Annotated in this window: 21 protein-coding genes; 1 reads left to right on the plus strand and 20 read right to left on the minus strand. The window is 58.9% G+C overall.

Features of this window, described 5'->3' with window-relative positions; genetic code table 11:
• Window positions 1-20: 20 nt before the first annotated feature.
• The 19 genes from der to trmJ all read right to left on the minus strand — a co-directional run bounded on the left by der (window position 21) and on the right by trmJ (window position 16,883).
• Complete coding sequence (gene der, locus ACYZT6_RS21600; protein ID WP_008147761.1) at window positions 21-1,490, minus strand: ribosome biogenesis GTPase Der; 1,470 nt, start codon at window positions 1,488-1,490, stop codon at window positions 21-23.
• A 240-nt stretch (window positions 1,491-1,730) separates the two neighbouring features.
• On the minus strand, window positions 1,731-2,882 hold the full coding sequence (bamB, locus tag ACYZT6_RS21605; RefSeq protein ID WP_462028567.1) for an outer membrane protein assembly factor BamB: 1,152 nt from the start codon (window positions 2,880-2,882) through the stop codon (window positions 1,731-1,733).
• A complete protein-coding gene (locus ACYZT6_RS21610; RefSeq protein WP_462028568.1) occupies window positions 2,875-3,516 on the minus strand; it encodes a tetratricopeptide repeat protein in 642 nt (213 codons plus the stop codon). The genes bamB and ACYZT6_RS21610 overlap by 8 nt, the downstream gene beginning before the upstream one ends.
• 42 nt (window positions 3,517-3,558) lie before the next feature.
• Entirely contained in the window at window positions 3,559-4,848 is a 1,290-nt protein-coding gene (gene hisS, locus ACYZT6_RS21615; RefSeq protein ID WP_462028569.1) for a histidine--tRNA ligase, read from the minus strand.
• 23 nt (window positions 4,849-4,871) lie between these two features.
• Window positions 4,872-5,981 (minus strand): flavodoxin-dependent (E)-4-hydroxy-3-methylbut-2-enyl-diphosphate synthase, encoded by a 1,110-nt coding sequence (gene ispG / locus ACYZT6_RS21620; protein WP_162438253.1) that lies wholly within the window; start codon window positions 5,979-5,981, stop codon window positions 4,872-4,874.
• A 3-nt stretch (window positions 5,982-5,984) separates the two neighbouring features.
• Window positions 5,985-7,022, minus strand: a complete 1,038-nt coding sequence (locus ACYZT6_RS21625; protein WP_462028570.1) for a RodZ domain-containing protein — start codon at window positions 7,020-7,022, stop codon at window positions 5,985-5,987.
• Complete coding sequence (gene pilW, locus ACYZT6_RS21630) at window positions 7,022-7,780, minus strand: type IV pilus biogenesis/stability protein PilW (RefSeq protein ID WP_462028571.1); 759 nt, start codon at window positions 7,778-7,780, stop codon at window positions 7,022-7,024. The genes ACYZT6_RS21625 and pilW overlap by 1 nt, the downstream gene beginning before the upstream one ends.
• 17 nt (window positions 7,781-7,797) lie before the next feature.
• Entirely contained in the window at window positions 7,798-8,940 is a 1,143-nt protein-coding gene (rlmN, locus tag ACYZT6_RS21635; protein ID WP_462028572.1) for a dual-specificity RNA methyltransferase RlmN, read from the minus strand.
• A gap of 28 nt (window positions 8,941-8,968) precedes the next feature.
• On the minus strand, window positions 8,969-9,394 hold the full coding sequence (gene ndk, locus ACYZT6_RS21640) for a nucleoside-diphosphate kinase (protein ID WP_007916882.1): 426 nt from the start codon (window positions 9,392-9,394) through the stop codon (window positions 8,969-8,971).
• A gap of 92 nt (window positions 9,395-9,486) precedes the next feature.
• Window positions 9,487-9,687, minus strand: a complete 201-nt coding sequence (gene iscX, locus ACYZT6_RS21645; protein WP_008147746.1) for a Fe-S cluster assembly protein IscX — start codon at window positions 9,685-9,687, stop codon at window positions 9,487-9,489.
• 14 nt (window positions 9,688-9,701) lie between these two features.
• On the minus strand, window positions 9,702-10,043 hold the full coding sequence (gene fdx, locus ACYZT6_RS21650; RefSeq protein WP_110660899.1) for an ISC system 2Fe-2S type ferredoxin: 342 nt from the start codon (window positions 10,041-10,043) through the stop codon (window positions 9,702-9,704).
• Between the two features lie 2 nt (window positions 10,044-10,045).
• On the minus strand, window positions 10,046-11,908 hold the full coding sequence (gene hscA, locus ACYZT6_RS21655; RefSeq protein ID WP_462028573.1) for a Fe-S protein assembly chaperone HscA: 1,863 nt from the start codon (window positions 11,906-11,908) through the stop codon (window positions 10,046-10,048).
• 51 nt (window positions 11,909-11,959) lie between these two features.
• Window positions 11,960-12,481 carry a co-chaperone HscB gene (hscB, locus tag ACYZT6_RS21660; RefSeq protein WP_131059383.1) on the minus strand — a complete coding sequence of 174 codons (522 nt, stop codon included), beginning with the start codon at window positions 12,479-12,481 and terminating at the stop codon, window positions 11,960-11,962.
• An 8-nt stretch (window positions 12,482-12,489) separates the two neighbouring features.
• Window positions 12,490-12,813 carry an iron-sulfur cluster assembly protein IscA gene (iscA, locus tag ACYZT6_RS21665; protein ID WP_028620147.1) on the minus strand — a complete coding sequence of 108 codons (324 nt, stop codon included), beginning with the start codon at window positions 12,811-12,813 and terminating at the stop codon, window positions 12,490-12,492.
• Window positions 12,814-12,841: 28 nt separating this feature from the next.
• A complete protein-coding gene (gene iscU, locus ACYZT6_RS21670) occupies window positions 12,842-13,228 on the minus strand; it encodes a Fe-S cluster assembly scaffold IscU (protein WP_003443374.1) in 387 nt (128 codons plus the stop codon).
• 84 nt (window positions 13,229-13,312) lie between these two features.
• Window positions 13,313-14,527, minus strand: coding sequence for an IscS subfamily cysteine desulfurase (locus tag ACYZT6_RS21675; RefSeq protein ID WP_462028574.1), 1,215 nt, complete (start codon window positions 14,525-14,527; stop codon window positions 13,313-13,315).
• 50 nt (window positions 14,528-14,577) lie between these two features.
• The gene (iscR, locus tag ACYZT6_RS21680) at window positions 14,578-15,069 is read right to left on the minus strand and encodes a Fe-S cluster assembly transcriptional regulator IscR (RefSeq protein ID WP_008042436.1); all 492 of its coding nucleotides are present in this window, start codon (window positions 15,067-15,069) and stop codon (window positions 14,578-14,580) included.
• A 264-nt stretch (window positions 15,070-15,333) separates the two neighbouring features.
• Complete coding sequence (gene cysE / locus ACYZT6_RS21685; RefSeq protein WP_033061461.1) at window positions 15,334-16,110, minus strand: serine O-acetyltransferase; 777 nt, start codon at window positions 16,108-16,110, stop codon at window positions 15,334-15,336.
• 2 nt (window positions 16,111-16,112) lie between these two features.
• A complete protein-coding gene (gene trmJ / locus ACYZT6_RS21690) occupies window positions 16,113-16,883 on the minus strand; it encodes a tRNA (cytosine(32)/uridine(32)-2'-O)-methyltransferase TrmJ (protein ID WP_462028575.1) in 771 nt (256 codons plus the stop codon).
• Window positions 16,884-17,189: 306 nt separating this feature from the next.
• Between trmJ and suhB the strand changes: the two genes are divergently transcribed.
• Entirely contained in the window at window positions 17,190-18,008 is an 819-nt protein-coding gene (gene suhB, locus ACYZT6_RS21695; RefSeq protein WP_137218382.1) for a type III secretion system regulator SuhB, read from the plus strand.
• A 255-nt stretch (window positions 18,009-18,263) separates the two neighbouring features.
• Here suhB and ACYZT6_RS21700 read toward each other — a convergent pair whose 3' ends face one another.
• Window positions 18,264-18,812: a glycine zipper 2TM domain-containing protein gene (locus ACYZT6_RS21700; RefSeq protein WP_010457893.1), complete on the minus strand. Its 549-nt coding sequence runs from the start codon at window positions 18,810-18,812 to the stop codon at window positions 18,264-18,266.
• Window positions 18,813-18,835: the final 23 nt, after the last annotated feature.

Raw genomic sequence — 18,835 nt, forward strand, 5'->3', positions numbered from 1 at the left:
CAAAGGTGTGGGAAACCAAATCAGCGCTTGTCGCGGCGCTTTTTGTCGGCCTTCTTGTGGTGCGACATCATGCGACGCTTCTTGTTGACCTGACGGTCGGTGAGCGAGGTCTTGTTGCCTTCGTACGGGTTCTCGCCGCCCTTGAACTCGATACGGATCGGCGTACCGACCAGTTTGAGCACACGACGGTAAGTGTTTTCCAGGTAACGGACATACGACTTCGGCACTTTCTCGATCTGGTTACCGTGGATCACGATAATCGGCGGGTTAGCACCACCCAAGTGGGCATAACGCAGCTTGATCCGACGGTTGTTGACCATCGGTGGCGCGTGCTCACCCACCGCATCTTCCAGAATCGTGGTCAGGCGGTTGGTCGGCCAGCGGGTGACCGCAGACTTGAACGAGTTCTGTACGGAGGCGTAGAGGTTGCCCACGCCCGTGCCGTGCAGGGCCGAGATGAAGTGGATGTCGGCGTAGTCAACGAAGAACAGTCGACGTTGCAGCTCGACCTTCACGAAGTCACGCTCGCTCGGCGTCATGCCGTCCCACTTGTTGATCGCGATCACCAGCGCACGACCCGACTCAATGGCAAAGCCCAGCAGGTTGAGGTCGTGGTCCACGACGCCTTCGCGGGCGTCCATCACGAAGATCACCACGTTGGCGTCTTTGATCGCTTGCAGGGTCTTGACCACGGAGAATTTTTCGACTTCTTCGTGGATCTTGCCGCGCTTGCGTACACCGGCGGTGTCGATCAGCGTGTACTTCTCGTCGTTACGCTCGAACGGGATGTAGATACTGTCGCGGGTGGTGCCGGGCTCGTCATAGACGATTACCCGGTCTTCACCGAGCATGCGGTTGACCAGGGTCGACTTGCCGACGTTTGGACGGCCGATGATAGCGATCTTGATCCCGTCTTTTTCGCTTGGGCCAGGAATGCGCTTGGCTTCCTCGCCTTCGGCAACGATCTCTTCCTCGCCTTCTTCCAGCTCGTCATCGTCTTTCGGGAAGTCGCTCAGGGCGATTTCCAGCATTTGGGTGATGCCACGACCATGAGCACCGGCGATCGGGATCGCGTGGCCCATGCCCAACGGGGCGAATTCGGCGCGGGCCATTTCAGGGTCGATGTTGTCAACCTTGTTGGCAACCACGTAAGAACGCTTGTTACGTTTGCGCAAATGCTCGGCGATCATCTGGTCGGCGGCAGTGAAACCGGCCTTGGCATCTACCAGGAACAGAACGACATCGGCTTCTTCAATGGCCAGCAGCGACTGCTCGGCCATTTTTTCGTCCATACCGTGCTCGTCACCGGAGATACCGCCGGTGTCGACCAGAATGTAGGAACGCCCTTGCCACTTGGCCTCACCGTATTGGCGATCACGGGTCAGACCGGACAAGTCGCCGACAATGGCGTCGCGAGTCCTGGTCAGGCGGTTGAACAAGGTGGACTTGCCGACGTTCGGTCGGCCCACCAGGGCGATTACGGGAACCATGCGGCTCTCCACTTCGTTATTTCAGAAAATACAAAAGCCGCTGCGAGGCAGCGGCTGGTGCTCGGGGCAATCACTGTGTGCTTGTCTGTGGGAGCGAGCCTGCTCGCGATAAACGCCAATACACCGCGTTTATTCAGGACACCAACGTAATCGTTGACGTCCATCGCGAGCAGGCTCGCTCCTACAGTCCAACAAACGGTGAAGCCGCTTGGGGGTTAAACCCCAAGCATAGTCAAATCTTTACTTGATGGTCAGGGCTTCCAGTTTGCCACTGTTGCCATACACATAAATCGTGTCACCCACCACCAGCGGACGGGCACGCAGGCCGTCGCTGTCGATGCGTTCGCGGCCGACGAAACGACCGTCCACCTGACTCAGCAGGTGCAGGTAGCCTTCCATATCACCGACTGCAACATAGCTGGAGAACACTTCCGGAGCCGACAGTTGACGACGGGCCAGCGAATCGTTGCTCCACAAAGCCGTGGTGGAACGTTCGTCGACGCCTTCAACTGTGCCCGAAGACAGGCTCACGTAAACACTGCCGAAACCCTGAGCAACGCCGGCATAGCTGGAAGCATCACGCTGCCAGAGTTGACGACCGCTTTCCAGGTCCAGCGCCGCAACGCGACCCTGATAGCTGGCGACATACAGAGTACCGCCGGACAGCAGCAAGCCGCCGTCGATATCGACCACACGTTCCAGTTCCGAACGGCCTTGAGGAATCGCAACACGTTGTTCCCACACCGGCACGCCGTTGGAAATATCGAGAGCGACCACTTTACCGGTCGACAGGCCAGCCACCGCGAGGCGGTTGGTGACGATCGGTGCACTCGTGCCGCGCAGAGTCAGGACCGCAGGCGTGCTGTCATACAACCAGCGCTGGTTGCCGGTGGCGGCATCCAGACCGATCAGACGGTCATCCTGAGTCTGAACCACAACTACGTCACCGTTGTTGGCTGGCGGTGCGAGGACTTCGCTGGACACGCGAGCGCGCCATTTCTCTTCACCGTTGATCGCATCCAGGGCAACGATTTCGCCCTTGATGGTACCGATCGTGAGCAGACCGTAACCTACGCCAACGGCGCCGGAAACAGGCAGATCAAGGTCCTTCTTCCATTTGACGTCGCCGTTGCTGCGATCCATCGCCACGACTTCACCCGTGACGTCGGCGGCGTAGATGGTATCGCCATCGATCGCCGGCACCAGCATGTTGTAGGTTTCGCCCTGACCGTCACCGATCGAACGACTCCACTGCTTTTGCAGAACCACTTCTTCTTTGAAGTCGGTCAACTCGGCCGGTGGCAATTCTTTTTTGCTGTTGCTGCTGCAACCCGCGGCCAAAACGGCCAGAGCCAGCAATGCTGCATGTTTCCAACGAATCACGTCACGCATCCCCTTTGGCCAGGTCGTCCAGCTTGATTTGTAGGCCACCGACCGCCGCTTCATCCGACAGTGCCGCCTTGGCTTTTTGATACGCCGCGTTCGCTTCGTCGGTACGACCCAACTGCACCAGCAGGTCACCCTTGAGCTCTTCGCGAGTGGCCAGGAACGCCTTGTCGGCATCGCCTTCGAGCAGCTTCAGGGCTTCTTCGACCTTGTTCTGCGCGGCCAGTACCTGCGCCAGACGCTGACGGGCAATTTCGCCCAGCGCCGGGTTGGCCGGTTTGTCGACGATAGCTTTCAGCTCGCTGGCTGCGTCGTCCAGCTTGCCGCTGTCGACCGCGACTTTCGCCACGAACAGGCTGCCGTACTGCGCATAAGCGCTACCGCCGAACTCGCTGTTGAGCTTGCCGGCCAGGTCCGAAACACGGGCGGCATCAGGCTTGCCGTCAGGCGTCAGCGTGGTTTCCAGCAGTTGCTGGTAGAGAATCGAGGCGCCTTGCGACTGATTGCTCTGATACTTGTGAAAGGCCTGCCAGCCGAACACGATGACCAGCGCCAACAGGCCGCCAGTGACCAGCGGCTTGCCGTTGCGTGTCCACCAGTCCTTCAAATCCGCCAGGTTTTCGTCTTCGGTACTCGACACCCCAATACTCCTTAATCGCTAAATCGGCTGTTTATGACAGCTTCAACCCTGCACGACGCAGGTGGCCAGGTGTGCAGCAAGCGCATCCCAGGCAATGCTTTGTTGTTCGCCCTGGCCACGCAGGGGTTTGAAACCTACCACTTGCTGGGCCATTTCATCGTCACCGAGGATCAGCGCATACAGCGCACCGCTCTTGTCGGCCTTCTTGAACTGGCTTTTGAAGCTGCCGGCGCCGGCATTGACTTGCAGGCGCAGGTTGGGCAATTGATCACGAACCTTCTCACTCAACGTCAGGGCGGCCAGTTCGGCGGCCTCACCGAATGCGCAGAGGTAGACGTCGACCTGACGGGAAATCTCTTCCGGGATCTGCTCCAGGGTTTCCAGAAGCAGCACCAGACGCTCGATGCCCATGGCGAAACCAACGCCCGTTGTCGGCTTACCGCCCATCTGCTCCACCAGACCGTCGTAACGACCGCCGGCACACACGGTGCCCTGGGCGCCCAACTTGTCGGTGACCCATTCGAAAACGGTCTTGCTGTAGTAATCCAGCCCGCGGACCAGCTTCGGGTTGATCACGTAAGGAATGCCGGCGGCGTCCAGACGAGCCTTCAGGCCCTCGAAGTGCACGCGGGATTCGTCGTCGAGGTAGTCGGCCATTTTCGGCGCGTCGACCAGGACCGCTTGAGTGTCGGCGTTCTTGGTATCGAGTACCCGCAAAGGGTTGGTCTTCAGACGGCGTTGGCTGTCTTCGTCCAGCTTGTCCAGGTGAGCGGACAGGAACTCGACCAGCGCTTCGCGGTAACGACCACGGGATTCGCTGGTGCCCAGGCTGTTGAGTTCGAGCTTGACCGCATCACGGATGCCCAGCTCGCCCCACAGGCGCCAGGTCAGCACGATCAGCTCGGCGTCGATGTCCGGACCGTCGAGGTTGAACACCTCGACACCGATCTGGTGGAACTGGCGATAACGGCCTTTCTGCGGACGTTCGTGACGGAACATCGGGCCGATGTACCAAAGCTTCTGCACTTGGCCACCGCCGGTGATGCCGTGCTCGAGCACCGCACGCACGCAGGCCGCTGTGCCTTCAGGGCGCAGGGTCAGGGAATCGCCGTTGCGGTCGTCGAAGGTGTACATCTCTTTTTCGACGATGTCGGTCACTTCACCGATGGAGCGCTTGAACAGCTCGGTGAACTCGACGATCGGCATGCGGATCTGCTTGTAACCGTAGTTATCCAGCAGACGCGAGACGGTACCCTCGAAATGACGCCACAGAGGAGTCTGCTCGGGCAGGATGTCGTTCATGCCACGTATGGCTTGCAGAGACTTGCTCACTATAAATCCTTAAATTCGTTCGATCAGCCGCGGGCGATTACTGCCGCGTCGGCTTCGACCTTTTCGGCCGCTTTCTGGCGGATCAAGCGTTCAAGCTCATCCACCAGATTGTCATTCGTCAGTTTCTGCGCCGGCTTGCCGTCGATGTAAATCAGGTTTGGCGTGCCGCCGGTCAAGCCGATATGGGCTTCCTTGGCTTCACCCGGCCCGTTGACCACGCAACCGATGACCGCGACATCCAGCGGCACCAGCAGATCTTCGAGGCGCCCTTCCAGCTCGTTCATGGTCTTGACCACATCGAAGTTCTGCCGCGAGCAACTCGGGCAGGCGATGAAGTTGATGCCACGGGAACGCAGGTGCAGGGATTTGAGAATGTCGTAGCCGACTTTCACTTCCTCGACCGGGTCAGCCGCCAACGAGATGCGAATAGTATCGCCAATCCCTTCGGCGAGCAGCATACCGAGGCCCACGGCGGATTTCACTGTGCCTGAGCGCAAACCACCGGCTTCGGTGATGCCCAAATGCAGCGGCTGGACGATTTCCTTGGCCAGCAGGCGGTAGGCGGCGACGGCCATGAACACGTCGGAGGCCTTCACGCTGACTTTGAAGTCCTGAAAATTCAGGCGTTCGAGGTGCTCGACGTGACGCAAGGCAGACTCGACCAGCGCTGCCGGGGTCGGCTCGCCGTATTTCTTTTGCAGGTCTTTTTCCAGGGAGCCGGCATTGACGCCGATGCGGATCGGGATCCCGCGATCGCGGGCGGCATCGACCACCGCGCGCACGCGGTCTTCACGACCGATGTTGCCCGGGTTGATTCGCAGGCAATCAACGCCCAGTTCGGCTACGCGCAGCGCAATCTTGTAGTCGAAGTGGATGTCGGCCACCAACGGCACCTTGACCAGTTTCTTGATCTTGCCGAAGGCTTCGGCGGCGTCCATGTCCGGCACGGAAATGCGCACGATATCGACGCCAGCCGCTTCCAGACGATTGATCTGGGCCACGGTGGCGGCCACGTCATTGGTGTCGCTGTTGGTCATGCTCTGAACAGCGATGGGCGCATCGCCGCCAACAGGCACGTTACCGACCCAGATCTTGCGGGATTCGCGACGTTTGATTGGAGATTCGCCGTGCATGACTTATTGACCCAACTTCAGGCGAGCAGTCTCGCCACTGGTGAACGGAGCGACATCGACCGCCTGCCCGTTGTAGCTGACCTGCGCGCCACGGGCGAAGCCCAGACGTACGGAAAACGGCGGTTTGCCGCTGACGGAAACATTTTCGCCTTTACGCTTGAGGCCACTCAACAGCACCTTGCCGGTGCCATCGGTCACCTGGGTCCAGCAATCGGCGGTGAACTGCAGTTGAACCTGGCCTTGGCCGGCCACCGGAGCAGCTGCCGCTTGAGCGGGGATGGTCGGAGTGACCGATGCGCTGGCAGTCGGGGTCGACACAACAGGAGCCGTCGGGGCTGGCGCGACCGGTGTCGCGACAACCGGAGCGGTGCTGTGCGTCGGTGCAACAGGGGCTGGCGAGGCAGGCGCCGGTGCAGTCGGAGCCGCAGGCGCGGTCGCTTCAGCTTCGGACGGTGCTTCAGCCGAAGTCTCGGCTTGCGGCAATGCAAGCGCGGTTGCGCCTTCAGTCTGACCTTCCGCGACGGCCTGGTCTTCCGGCTCGTCCAGCGGATGAATCTGAGTGGTGCCATCGGCGCCTTCGACTTCGACGTGCTCCGGACTCGGACTGATCAGGTCTTTGGTACGCAGGGAGGTTTGATCCTGCCACCAGATAAAACCACCGCCAATCACGGCAATCAGCAACAGCAGGCTGACAATGCGCAAAATAGTGTGGGAAACCCGAACCGGTTCTTCGATACGACCCAGGCTGTGGACATTGCTGCCCTGGGAGTCGGTGCCGGTGGATTGGTCGAACTGCTGGACCAGAACGGTCTGATCCATGCCCAACAACTTGGCGTACGCGCGAATATAACCGCGAGCAAAGGTATGCCCAGGCAGCTTGTCGAACGCGCCGGCTTCCAGATTGCTCAAGGAATTAACGGTGAGGTTGAGCTTGAGGGCCACTTCGGCCAGCGACCAGCCATTGCTTTCGCGGGCCTGGCGCAAAGTCTCACCGGGGTTAACGCGATTCGCTGCTACAACTTCGGGATGCGCCGCTTTCATCATTGCTCCGACAGGTATTGCTGATATTCCGGCGTACCGGGATAGAGTCGTTTTAGTTGCAGGCCAAAACTGGCGGCCTTGTCGCGATCTTCAAACACTTTTGCCAGCCGAACGCCGAGCAATAGACTACGTGCATTTTGCTCGGTGAGCAGGCTAAAACGGTCGTAATAGTCACGCGCGGGCACATAATGCCTGTCTTCGAAGGACAACTCAGCCATTTCCAGCAATGCACGCGGTTGTTGGCGGTTCAAACGCAGGGCTTTTTCCAGTTGCTGCTGCGCCAGATCACGCTGACCCAGCTTCGAAGCGGTCATGCCCAGGTTCTCGAACACCCGCGAACGTTCAGGATACAGGGTATCGGCGGCGGCCTGCTCAAAGCGCTCGTAGGCCTCTTTGTAACGTTTTTCTTCGAAAAGAAAGCTGCCGTAGTTATTCAGGATTCGTGCATCGTTGGGACGGGAAGACAGCGCCTTGCGAAAGTGCTGGTCGGCAAGCTCAGGCTCCATTTCAGCCTGAAACACCAGCCCGAGCGCCGCATTGGCATCCGGGTCCGATTCATCCAGATCCAGGGCTTTCTTCAACGGCACTTTGGCCCGTTCGGTCATGCCTTGCTGCAAGTATCCCAAGCCCAATTGCACGTAGGCCGTACGCGCTTCATCGCGCCCTTTGCTGGTCTTCATCGGGTTGAAATCGCCCGACAGGACGCAGCCAGCACACAGGCTGGCCAATAGCAAAAGCAGCGCGAAGCGCAGGGACATAGAGATCCTCTCTTGATTTATTTCGCGGCGTTTTGCGCCATATCGTTCTCGGCGCTCAATTCGCGCACGGCGATATAACGTTCGCTGCGACGGGTGCGATCCAGCACCTGCCCTACCAATTGGCCACACGCGGCATCGATGTCTTCACCGCGGGTGGTGCGTACGGTGACATTGAAGCCTGCATGGTGAAGCTGATCCTGGAAACGGCGAATCGCGTTGTTGCTCGGGCGCTCGTAACCGGAATGCGGGAACGGGTTGAACGGAATCAGGTTGATCTTGCACGGAATGTTCTTGAGCAACTCGATCATCTCAACGGCATGTTCAACCTTGTCGTTGATGTCCTTGAGCAAGGTGTACTCGATGGTCAGCACGCGCTTTTCGCCCAGGGACGACATGTAGCGCTGGCACGACTCGAGCAGCATCTTAAGCGGATATTTCTTGTTGATCGGCACCAATTGGTTACGCAATGCGTCGTTTGGTGCGTGCAGCGACAACGCCAGGGAGACGTCAATGTGCTTGGACAGCTCATCGATCATCGGCACCACGCCCGAAGTGGACAGGGTCACGCGGCGCTTGGAGATCCCGTAGCCCAGGTCATCCATCATCAGATGCATGGCGGCCACGACGTTGTCGAAGTTCAGCAGCGGCTCGCCCATGCCCATCATCACCACGTTGGTGATGGCACGGTCGGCGGTCGCCGGGATGCTGCCGAACGATTTATTGGCAATCCACACCTGACCGATGACTTCGGCGGTGGTGAGGTTGCTGTTGAAACCTTGCTTGCCGGTGGAGCAGAAACTGCAATCCAGGGCACAGCCTGCCTGGGACGAAACGCACAGAGTGCCGCGTTTGCCTTGGGGAATGTATACGGTCTCGACGCAGCTGCCGGACGCCACGCGCACCACCCATTTACGGGTGCCGTCGGTGGAGATGTCCTCGCTGACCACTTCAGGACCGCGAACTTCGGCAATGACCTTGAGCTTGTCGCGCAAGGCCTTGCTGACGTTCGTCATGGCGTCGAAATCATCGACGCCAAGGTGGTGAATCCATTTCATTACCTGACCGGCACGGAAACGCTTCTCCCCGATTGAGTCGAAGAATTTTTCCATTTCCTGCTGAGTCAGACCCAGCAGGTTAGTTTTTACAGTCGATGTAGTCATGGATTCACCTTCACTCATAAGCCAATGCTTAGCGAGTGGTTACTTCAGTAGCTGCGAAGAAGTACGAGATTTCGCGAGCAGCAGCGGCTTCGGAGTCCGAACCGTGTACAGCGTTGGCGTCGATGGAATCAGCGAAGTCAGCGCGGATGGTGCCAGCAGCAGCTTCTTTAGGGTTGGTAGCGCCCATCAGCTCACGGTTCAGAGCGATAGCGTTTTCGCCTTCCAGAACCTGAACGACAACCGGACCGGAGATCATGAAAGCAACCAGGTCGCCGAAGAAACCACGAGCGCTGTGTTCAGCGTAGAAGCCTTCAGCTTCAGCTTTGGACAGTTGCTTCAGTTTCGAAGCTACAACGCGCAGGCCTGCTTTTTCGAAACGAGTGGTGATCTCGCCGATGACGTTTTTTGCAACAGCGTCAGGCTTGATGATGGAGAAAGTACGTTGAACAGCCATGGTGTAACTCCAGAAACGGTAATTTGCGAAAAATTAAACCCGCGAATTATACGCGGGTTCTTTGGTATTGCCTAACTGCGTACGGCGCAGACTCAGTCTGCTTCTTCGATCCAGGCGGCCTGAATGGCTTCAAGCACCTTCTCGCCACCGCGGGTCGGATCATCACTGAACTCCGGCAATGCCAGCACCCATTTGTGCAGATCGACGAAGTTCACGTAACGCGGGTCCACATCCGGCTTGGATTCAGCCAGTTGGATCGCGATTTCCAGCACATCAACCCATTTCAGACTCATGACGCTTCCTTGAATCAGTGCGGCGCTTCGGCCGCATGGTTGAGCGAGTATTTCGGAATTTCGACGGTCAGGTCTTCAGTCCCGACTTTTGCCTGACAGGCCAGGCGCGACTGAGCTTCCAGCCCCCAAGCCTTATCAAGATAGTCTTCTTCCAGCTCATCAGCCTCTTCCAGCGAGTCAAAGCCCTCACGGATCAGGCAATGGCAGGTGGTGCAGGCGCAGACGCCGCCACAGGCACTTTCCATCTCGATATGGTGCTCATGCGCCAGTTCGAGGATGGACGTACCGGTCTCAGCCTCCACGACCATGCCTTCCGGGCAAAACTTTTCGTGTGGCAGAAAAATGACCTGCGGCATCGTTATTCCTCAATCTCATTCAGGTTGCGCCCCGCCAGCGCGGCTTTCACCGTCGAATCAAGGCGGCGGGCAGCAAAAGCGTCGGTCACTTGCGACAGACGCTTGGTCTGCTGCTCGATGGCGTAACCATCAGTACCTTTCATCAGTTCGGTCAGTTCCTGCATCTGCAGCTCGATCACCGTGCGCTCTTCGGCGTCGAGCAAGCGCTCACCGTCGACATCAAGGGCGGCCTGCACCGCTTCGATCAGGCGCTGGGCATCGACCTGCTGCTCACGCAGCACACGGGCAACCTTGTCGTCGCTGGCGTGCTGGAACGATTCCTTGAGCATCTTGGCGATTTCGCCGTCGGTCAGACCGTAGGACGGCTTGACCTGAATGCTGGCCTCGACACCCGAACCCAGTTCGCGGGCGGAAACACTGAGCAGACCGTCGGCATCGACCTGGAACGTCACGCGAATTTTCGCGGCACCGGCGACCATTGCCGGTATGCCACGCAATTCGAAGCGCGCCAGGGAACGGCAGTCGCTGATCAGCTCACGCTCGCCCTGCAACACATGGATCGCCATGGCCGATTGGCCGTCTTTGTAAGTGGTGAAGTCCTGGGCGCGGGCAACGGGGATGGTGGTGTTGCGCGGAATCACCTTCTCCATCAGGCCGCCCATGGTTTCCAGCCCCAGGGACAACGGAATCACGTCGAGCAAGAGCAATTCGCCGCCATCACGCTTGTTGCCAGCCAACGTATCGGCCTGGATCGCAGCACCAATGGCCACCACTTGATCCGGATCGATTTCAGTCAGCGGCTGACGACCGAAAGCTTCAGCGACGGCTTCGCGAACGCGAGGCACGCGCGTCGAGCCGCCGACCATGACCACGGCGTGCACTTCTTCCAGCTCGATGCCTGAATCACGCACCGCGCGGCGGCAGGCTTTCAGGCTGCGAGCAACCATTGGCTCGATCAGCGCGTCGAAGGCTTCGCGAGTCAGTTGCGCTTTCCAGTCACCGCAAGCAACTTCAACAGCTGCGACATTGGTCAGCGCTTCTTTGGCAGCGCAAGCGGTTTGCAGCAGATGGCGCTGCGCGCCCGGATCGAGGTCAGCCGACAAACCGGCGTTCTCGATGATCCAGCCAGCGATGGCGTGATCGAAGTCATCGCCACCCAGGGCGCTGTCGCCGCCGGTGGCCAGCACTTCGAACACACCGCCGGTCAGGCGCAGGATCGAAATATCGAACGTACCACCGCCCAGGTCGTAAATCGCGACCAGGCCTTCGGCGTGTTGATCCAGACCGTAAGCCACTGCGGCAGCGGTCGGCTCATTGAGCAAACGCAACACGTTCAGACCGGCCAGCTTGGCCGCATCCTTGGTGGCTTGACGCTGAGCATCGTCGAAATAGGCCGGAACGGTGATCACCGCGCCCACCAGTTCGCCGCCCAATGCCTCTTCAGCGCGCTGACGCAGCACTTTCAGGATATCGGCAGAGACTTCGACCGGGCTTTTCGGGCCCTGAATGGTGTCGATGAACGGCATGTGCGACTCGCCGCCGACAAAGCGGTACGGCAGTTGATCGCCCAATTGCTTGACGTCGGACAGACCACGACCCATCAAGCGCTTGACCGACAGCACGGTGTTCAAAGGATCGGTCGCGGCCGCCAGCTTGGCCGACTCGCCGACTTCGACGCGATCGGCGTGGTAGCGCACGGCAGACGGCAGGATGACCTGCCCGTCAGCGTCGGCCAGAGGCTCGGAAAGACCACTGCGCAATGCAGCGACCAGCGAATTGGTAGTGCCCAAGTCGATCCCCACAGCCAGACGACGCTGGTGCGGTTGTGGACTTTGGCCGGGTTCGGCGATCTGCAGTAGGGCCATCGTTATCAGGACTTATCTGTATATCAGGCGTGCGACCGGAGCGGCACTGGGTTAATCGTCGAGGCGCTCTTCTAACTGGCGCACTTCGTAGGTGAGCTTGTCGAGGAACTGCATGCGCCGCATCAGGCGTTCGGCCTGTTCACGTTGCGCGGCATCATCCCAACAGGCTGCGAAGCTTTCGTTCAGTTCATCCTGGGCCGTCTTCAGCCGACGCTTGAACACTGCAACACCCGCCAGGTCGGCGCTGTCTTGCAGGTCTTCGAGCTCTTCACGCAGCTCCATCTGCTGCAGAAGAAACTCCGGATCATGCACCGTGACCTCCAGCGGCAGCTCGCGACCACCCATGGCGAGCAGGTATCGCGCGCGCTTTGGGGGACTTTTGAGCGTCTGATAGGCCTCGTTGAGGCTCGCGGATTGCTCTAGCGCCAGCCGTTGCTCACGCTCGGAAGCGTCCGCAAAACGGTCCGGATGAACACCTCGCGCCAACTCACGATAGCGCGTGGCCAACTGATCGAGATCCAGACGGAAGCTCGGTTGCAGTTCAAATAAAGCGTAATGACAAGGAGTACCCACGAGCAGCCTCAGATGTTGAAGCTTTCGCCGCAGCCACATTCACCGCGTACGTTGGGGTTGTTGAACTTGAAGCCTTCGTTCAACCCTTCCTTGACGAAATCTAGTTCGGTGCCGTCCAGGTAGGACAGGCTTTTCGGGTCGATGATCACTTTCTCGCCGTGACTTTCGAACACCTGATCCTCTGCAACCACCTCGTCGACAAACTCCAGCACGTAGGCAAGGCCGGAACAGCCCGTGGTGCGAACACCCAGACGAATCCCCTCACCTTTGCCGCGCCCGTCAAGGGAGCGTCGCACGTGTCGAGCAGCCGCTTCTGTCATGCTGATAGCCATCGTTGACTCCTTACTCGTCGCTTAATGCTTAGATCAAGCCTTTCTTCTGCTTGTAGTCGCGAACGGCCGCTTTGATAGCGTCTTCAGCAAGTACGGAGCAGTGAATTTTTACTGGCGGCAGGGCCAGTTCTTCGGCCAGCTGAGTGTTCTTGATGGTCTCTGCTTCATCCAGAGTCTTGCCTTTCATCCACTCGGTCGCCAGGGAGCTGGAGGCGATCGCCGAACCGCAACCGTAGGTCTTGAACTTGGCGTCTTCGATGATGCCTTGTTCGTTGACCTTGATCTGCAGGCGCATCACGTCGCCGCACGCCGGAGCGCCGACCATGCCGGTGCCGACATCAGGGTCTTCCGCGTCCATCTTGCCGACGTTGCGCGGGTTCTCGTAGTGGTCGATGACCTTTTCGCTGTAAGCCATGATTCTTAATCCTCACTCATCAGAGAGTCGCTCTTGAGCCCTGCGAACCGAAGTCCTGCAGGGCCGGTTTGCGGCGACTTGAAATCAGTGTGCCGCCCACTCGATTTTCGAAATGTCGACACCGTCTTTGTACATGTCCCACAGCGGCGACAAGGTGCGCAGCTTGGTAACGGCCTCGCAGACTTTCTGCGCGGCGTAGTCGATTTCTTCTTCGGTGGTGAAACGGCCGAAGGTGAAGCGAATCGAGCTGTGTGCCAGTTCGTCGTTGCGGCCCAGGGCGCGCAGAACGTACGAAGGCTCAAGCGATGCCGAGGTGCAGGCCGAACCGGACGAAACCGCCAGGTCCTTGAGCGCCATGATCAGCGACTCGCCCTCAACGTAGTTAAAGCTCAGGTTCAGGTTGTGCGGTACGCGGGCGGTCATGCTGCCGTTGATGTACAGCTCTTCCAGGTCTTCGACCTGCTTGAAGAAACGGTCGCTCAAGGCTTTGATGCGAATGTTCTCGGCCGCCATGTCTTCCTTGGCTACGCGGAACGCTTCGCCCATGCCGACGATCTGGTGGGTCGCCAAGGTGCCGGAACGCATGCCACGTTCGTGACCGCCGCCATGCATGGTCGCTTCGATGCGAACACGCGGCTTGCGGCTGACGTACAGTGCGCCGATGCCTTTAGGGCCGTAGGTTTTGTGGGCGGAGAACGACATCAGGTCGACTTTCAGCTTCGACAGGTCGATCTCGACCTTACCGGTGGACTGAGCGGCGTCAACGTGGAACAGAATGCCCCTGGAGCGGGTCAGTTCGCCGATGGCTTCGATGTCGTTGATGGTGCCGATTTCGTTGTTCACGTGCATGACCGAGACCAGGATGGTGTCGTCGCGCAGGGCGGCTTCGATCATCGCCGGGGTCACCAGACCATCGGTCTGAGGCTCGAGGTAGGTCACTTCGAAACCTTCACGCTCCAGTTGGCGCATGGTGTCGAGGACAGCCTTGTGCTCAATCTTGGTGGTGATCAGGTGTTTGCCTTTAGTGGCGTAGAAATGCGCCGCACCCTTGATTGCCAGGTTGTCGGACTCGGTGGCACCGGAGGTCCAGACGATTTCACGCGGATCGGCGTTGACCAGGTCTGCGACCTGACGACGAGCGTTTTCGACGGACTCTTCAGCTTTCCAGCCAAACACGTGGGAACGGGACGCCGGGTTACCGAAGTTTCCGTCGACCAGCAGGCATTCACTCATCTTTTGCGCAACACGCGGATCAACCGGGGTGGTCGCAGAGTAATCAAGGTAAATCGGCAATTTCATGGACTATCTCCTAAATCAGGCTGGCTGGCGTGCCGCTAGCTCTTTGGCTGTCATTCGACGGCGGACGCTTCAATCTTGTCCAGGCGTGGCGTCTTGCTGTTGCAACGACGCTGGTCCTGACGCTGGGCTACTTCTTGTACCTCACGGCGAGTGACAAGATCAGCCAAGCTGATACCGCTCAGAAATTCGTGAATCTGCAGGCTCAGATCGCACCACAAGTGGTGGGTCAGGCAGGTATCGCCTTGATGGCAATCACCCTGGCCCTGGCATTTGGTGGCATCGACCGATTCGTTTACCGCATCGATCACCTGGGCGACCTGGATGCCCTGCATGTCGCGGGACAGTTGGTAGCCACCGCCCGGACCGCGAACGCTGGAGACCAGATTGCTGCGGCGCAATTTGGCGAAAAGCTGTTCGAGGTAGGACAGGGAGATGCCTTGGCGCTCGGAGATATCGGCCAGGGACACCGGCCCGTGCTGCGCGTGCAACGCCAGGTCGAGCATGGCGGTTACGGCGTATCGGCCTTTTGTAGTCAGTCGCATGGACAATTACCACGGAGTTCGGAATGGGGCGAGTATGCAATTCCCGAGTATTTAAGTCAACTATAAGACCTAGTACTTTAGTCAGGATTACCCGCAAAAGAGCGGCCGCATTATAGCAAAAGCCGACCGGTTACAGCCAGCAATTGCGCGTTATCGTTCATCGCGGGCAAGCCCGCTCCCACAGGGGCCTTTGTCTGCCTTCGATGGCATGCATGGCGCAATTCATGTGGGAGCGGGCTTGCCCGCGATTGAAGTCGACTCGGTCTAGCTGGCCTGACTCTGATCCTTGTCCTTTACACAGGCAAAGTCTTCTTCACGCAGCTCAGGCAGATCTTTCGCACAGTAATTACTGCCCAGATCCTTCAACGCCCCGCACATCCCCTCCAGACGACCATCGACCGCCTGCAAGTGATCCAGCAATTGGTTAATGGCACGCGCCACTGGGTCGGGCATGTCTTCACCGACACCGTAGGCATCGAAGCCGATCTTCTCGGCCATGGCCTTGCGCTTGGCGTCCTGCTCTTCATCGGATTTGACGATGATCCGCCCCGGAATGCCGACCACTGTCGCCCCGGCCGGTACAGCCTTGGTGACGACAGCATTGGAACCGACCTTGGCACCCGCGCCCACCGTGAAAGGACCGAGCACCTTGGCGCCTGCGCCTACCACCACGCCATCTTCCAATGTCGGGTGCCGCTTGCCCTTGTTCCAGCTGGTACCGCCAAGGGTCACACCCTGATAAAGGGTGACGTCATTGCCGATCTCGGCAGTTTCACCGATGACAATGCCCATTCCATGGTCAATAAAGAAGCGACGACCGACCTTGGCGCCAGGATGGATTTCGATCCCGGTCAACCAGCGACCGAAGTTCGACACCAGCCGCGCCAGCCATTTCCAGCCCATACCCCACAGGGCCGACGACAGGCGATGGATCCAGATGGCGTGCATGCCCGGGTAGCAGGTCAGAACTTCAAAGGCGTTGCGCGCAGCCGGGTCACGATGGAAAACACTCTGGATATCTTCACGCAAACGCTCGAACATTTTTAATCCTTCCGCTTTAGAAGCTCGCCACGGGCCGCTTTCTGGGTTTCCGTGAGGATGCCACGCAATATATTCATTTCCGCCCGGCTGACCGAGCTTCGACCGTACAACCGGCGCAGGCGCGCCATCAAGTGCCGAGGCTTTTCCGGATCGAGGAATTCGATGGCCACCAGGGTTTGCTCCAGGTGTTCATAGAATCGCTCCAGCTCATCCATGGTCGCCAGCTCACCACTCTTGGTGGACGCCACTTCATCCTTCTCAACCTTGCTCGGCTGGCCTTGGGCCGCGAGCCAGGACATCCGCACTTCATAGCTCAACACCTGCACCGCTGCCCCGAGGTTCAGCGAACTGAACTCAGGGTCTGATGGGATGTGCACGTGATAATGACATCGCTGCAGCTCTTCATTGGTCAGGCCGGAATCTTCACGACCAAAGACCAAGGCAATCTCGGCGCCCGACGTGGCTTCCTCGACCACTTTCACACCGCACTCGCGGGGATCAAGCAACGGCCAGGGAATGCGACGGTCACGGGCGCTGGTGCCGAGCACCAGATTGCAGCCGACCAAGGCATCTTCCAAGGTGGCGACGACTTGCGCGTTTTCAAGGATGTCCCCGGCGCCGGAAGCGCGAGCATCGGCCTCGTGGTGCGGGAACAGCCGCGGTTCAACCAGCACCAGCCGCGACAGGCCCATGTTCTTCATGGCACGCGCAGCCCCGCCGATGTTGCCGGGATGGCTGGTATTGACCAGGACGACACGAATGTTATGCAGCAAGGTAGGCGCTCTCGAACACTGAATTAGGGGGCAGAATCTTACAGAGCATCGGGGTGTCCCGCCTCAAAAATAACTGTTCACTTTTGACGGCGTTCAATGTTGGCATGCTGCGTTGCCGCTTCTCCCCATAGCAAGCTATGAGTCGGCGCGGCGCCTTGCCTGCCAACATTGACCACTCGTCAAAATGTGAACGTATTTTCGAGGCGGGACACACCGTTAAGCTATGAAAGCGAACACCGACCTTCACCTGTAGAAAAGTTCTGATAGAATGCCCGGCTTTCTTTAACAACCTTAGGTGACACATCCATGCAGCCCATGCTGAATATCGCGCTGCGCGCCGCCCGCAGCGCCAGTGAATTGATCTTCCGCTCCATCGAGCGCTTGGATACCATCAAGGTCGACGAAAAAGACGCCAAGGATTACGTATCCGAGGTTGATCGCGCTGCCGAACAGAAAATCATCGACGCGTTGCGCAAGGCCTACCCGAATCACTCGATCAGGGGTGAAGAAACCGGCATGCACGCCGGCACCGGGATCGAAGGCGAAGAATACCTGTGGATCATCGATCCGCTGGACGGCACCACCAACTTCCTGCGCGGCATTCCTCACTTCGCTGTCAGCATCGCCTGCAAATACCGCGGTCGCCTGGAACACGCTGTTGTTCTGGACCCGGTTCGCCAGGAAGAATTCACCGCCAGCCGTGGTCGCGGCGCTCAACTGAACGGTCGTCGCCTGCGCGTCAGCGGCCGCACCAGCCTCGACGGCGCCCTGTTGGGTACCGGCTTCCCGTTCCGTGATGACCAGATGGACAACCTCGACAACTATCTGGGCATGTTCCGCGCCCTGGTGGGCCAGACCGCCGGCATCCGCCGCGCAGGTTCGGCGAGCCTGGACCTGGCCTACGTGGCTGCCGGCCGTTTCGACGCTTTCTGGGAATCAGGCCTGTCCGAGTGGGACATGGCGGCAGGCGCCCTGCTGATCCAGGAAGCTGGTGGCTTGGTGAGCGACTTCACCGGCGGGCACGACTTCCTTGAGAAAGGCCACATCGTTGCCGGTAACACCAAGTGCTTCAAAGCAGTATTGACGGCCATCCAGCCGCACCTGCCAGCCTCGCTGAAACGCTAAGCGACCAGCCACAAAAAAGCACCCTTCGGGGTGCTTTTTTTTATGCCTGGGATTCGTCCTTCAGATCACTGCATACCCCTGTGGGAGCGGGCTGCCCGCGATGGCGCCATCAACTGCACCATTAATGGCGACTGCAACTCCGCTATCGCGGGCAAGCCCGCTCCCACAGGGTCTCGTGGTGACTTCGAGCCTGCATTCCAGGCATAAAAAAAGCACCCCGCAGGGTGCTTCTTTTTGAATCTGAATTTCAGCTTTTTAGTGAGCCTGCTCATTCTGCGACAGAACCAGCTTGCCTTCCTTGTCGACCGGAATCTGGTTACCCGGATCGCGATCCATCCGCACCTTGCCTTCTTTGCCATCCAGCGAATAACGAACGTCATAGCCAACGACCTTGTCGCTGATGTCATTCACCGTGTTACAGCGAGTTTGCGTCGTGGTGTAGGTGTCACGCTCCTGCATGCCCTCCTGAACCTTGTTGCCGGCATATCCGCCGCCAACCGCGCCTGCAACCGTGGCAATTTTCTTACCGGTGCCGCCGCCGATCTGGTTACCCAGCAGACCGCCTGCCAGCGCACCCACCACCGTACCGGCGATCTGGTGTTGATCTTTCACCGGCGCCTGCCGGGTCACCGCTACATCCTTGCACACTTCACGTGGCGTCTTGATTTGTGTCTTGACCGGTTCAACGGCTAGCACTTGCGCATACTCAGGGCCGCTTTTAACCAGGCTGTAGGTGGCAACAGCACCCCCGGCAGTTACACCGACAGCACCCAATACCGCACCAACCAGCAACGACTTGTTCACATGAACCTCCTGACCATCACCCG

It is taken from the genome of Pseudomonas sp. RT6P73 (genome assembly GCF_054897715.1).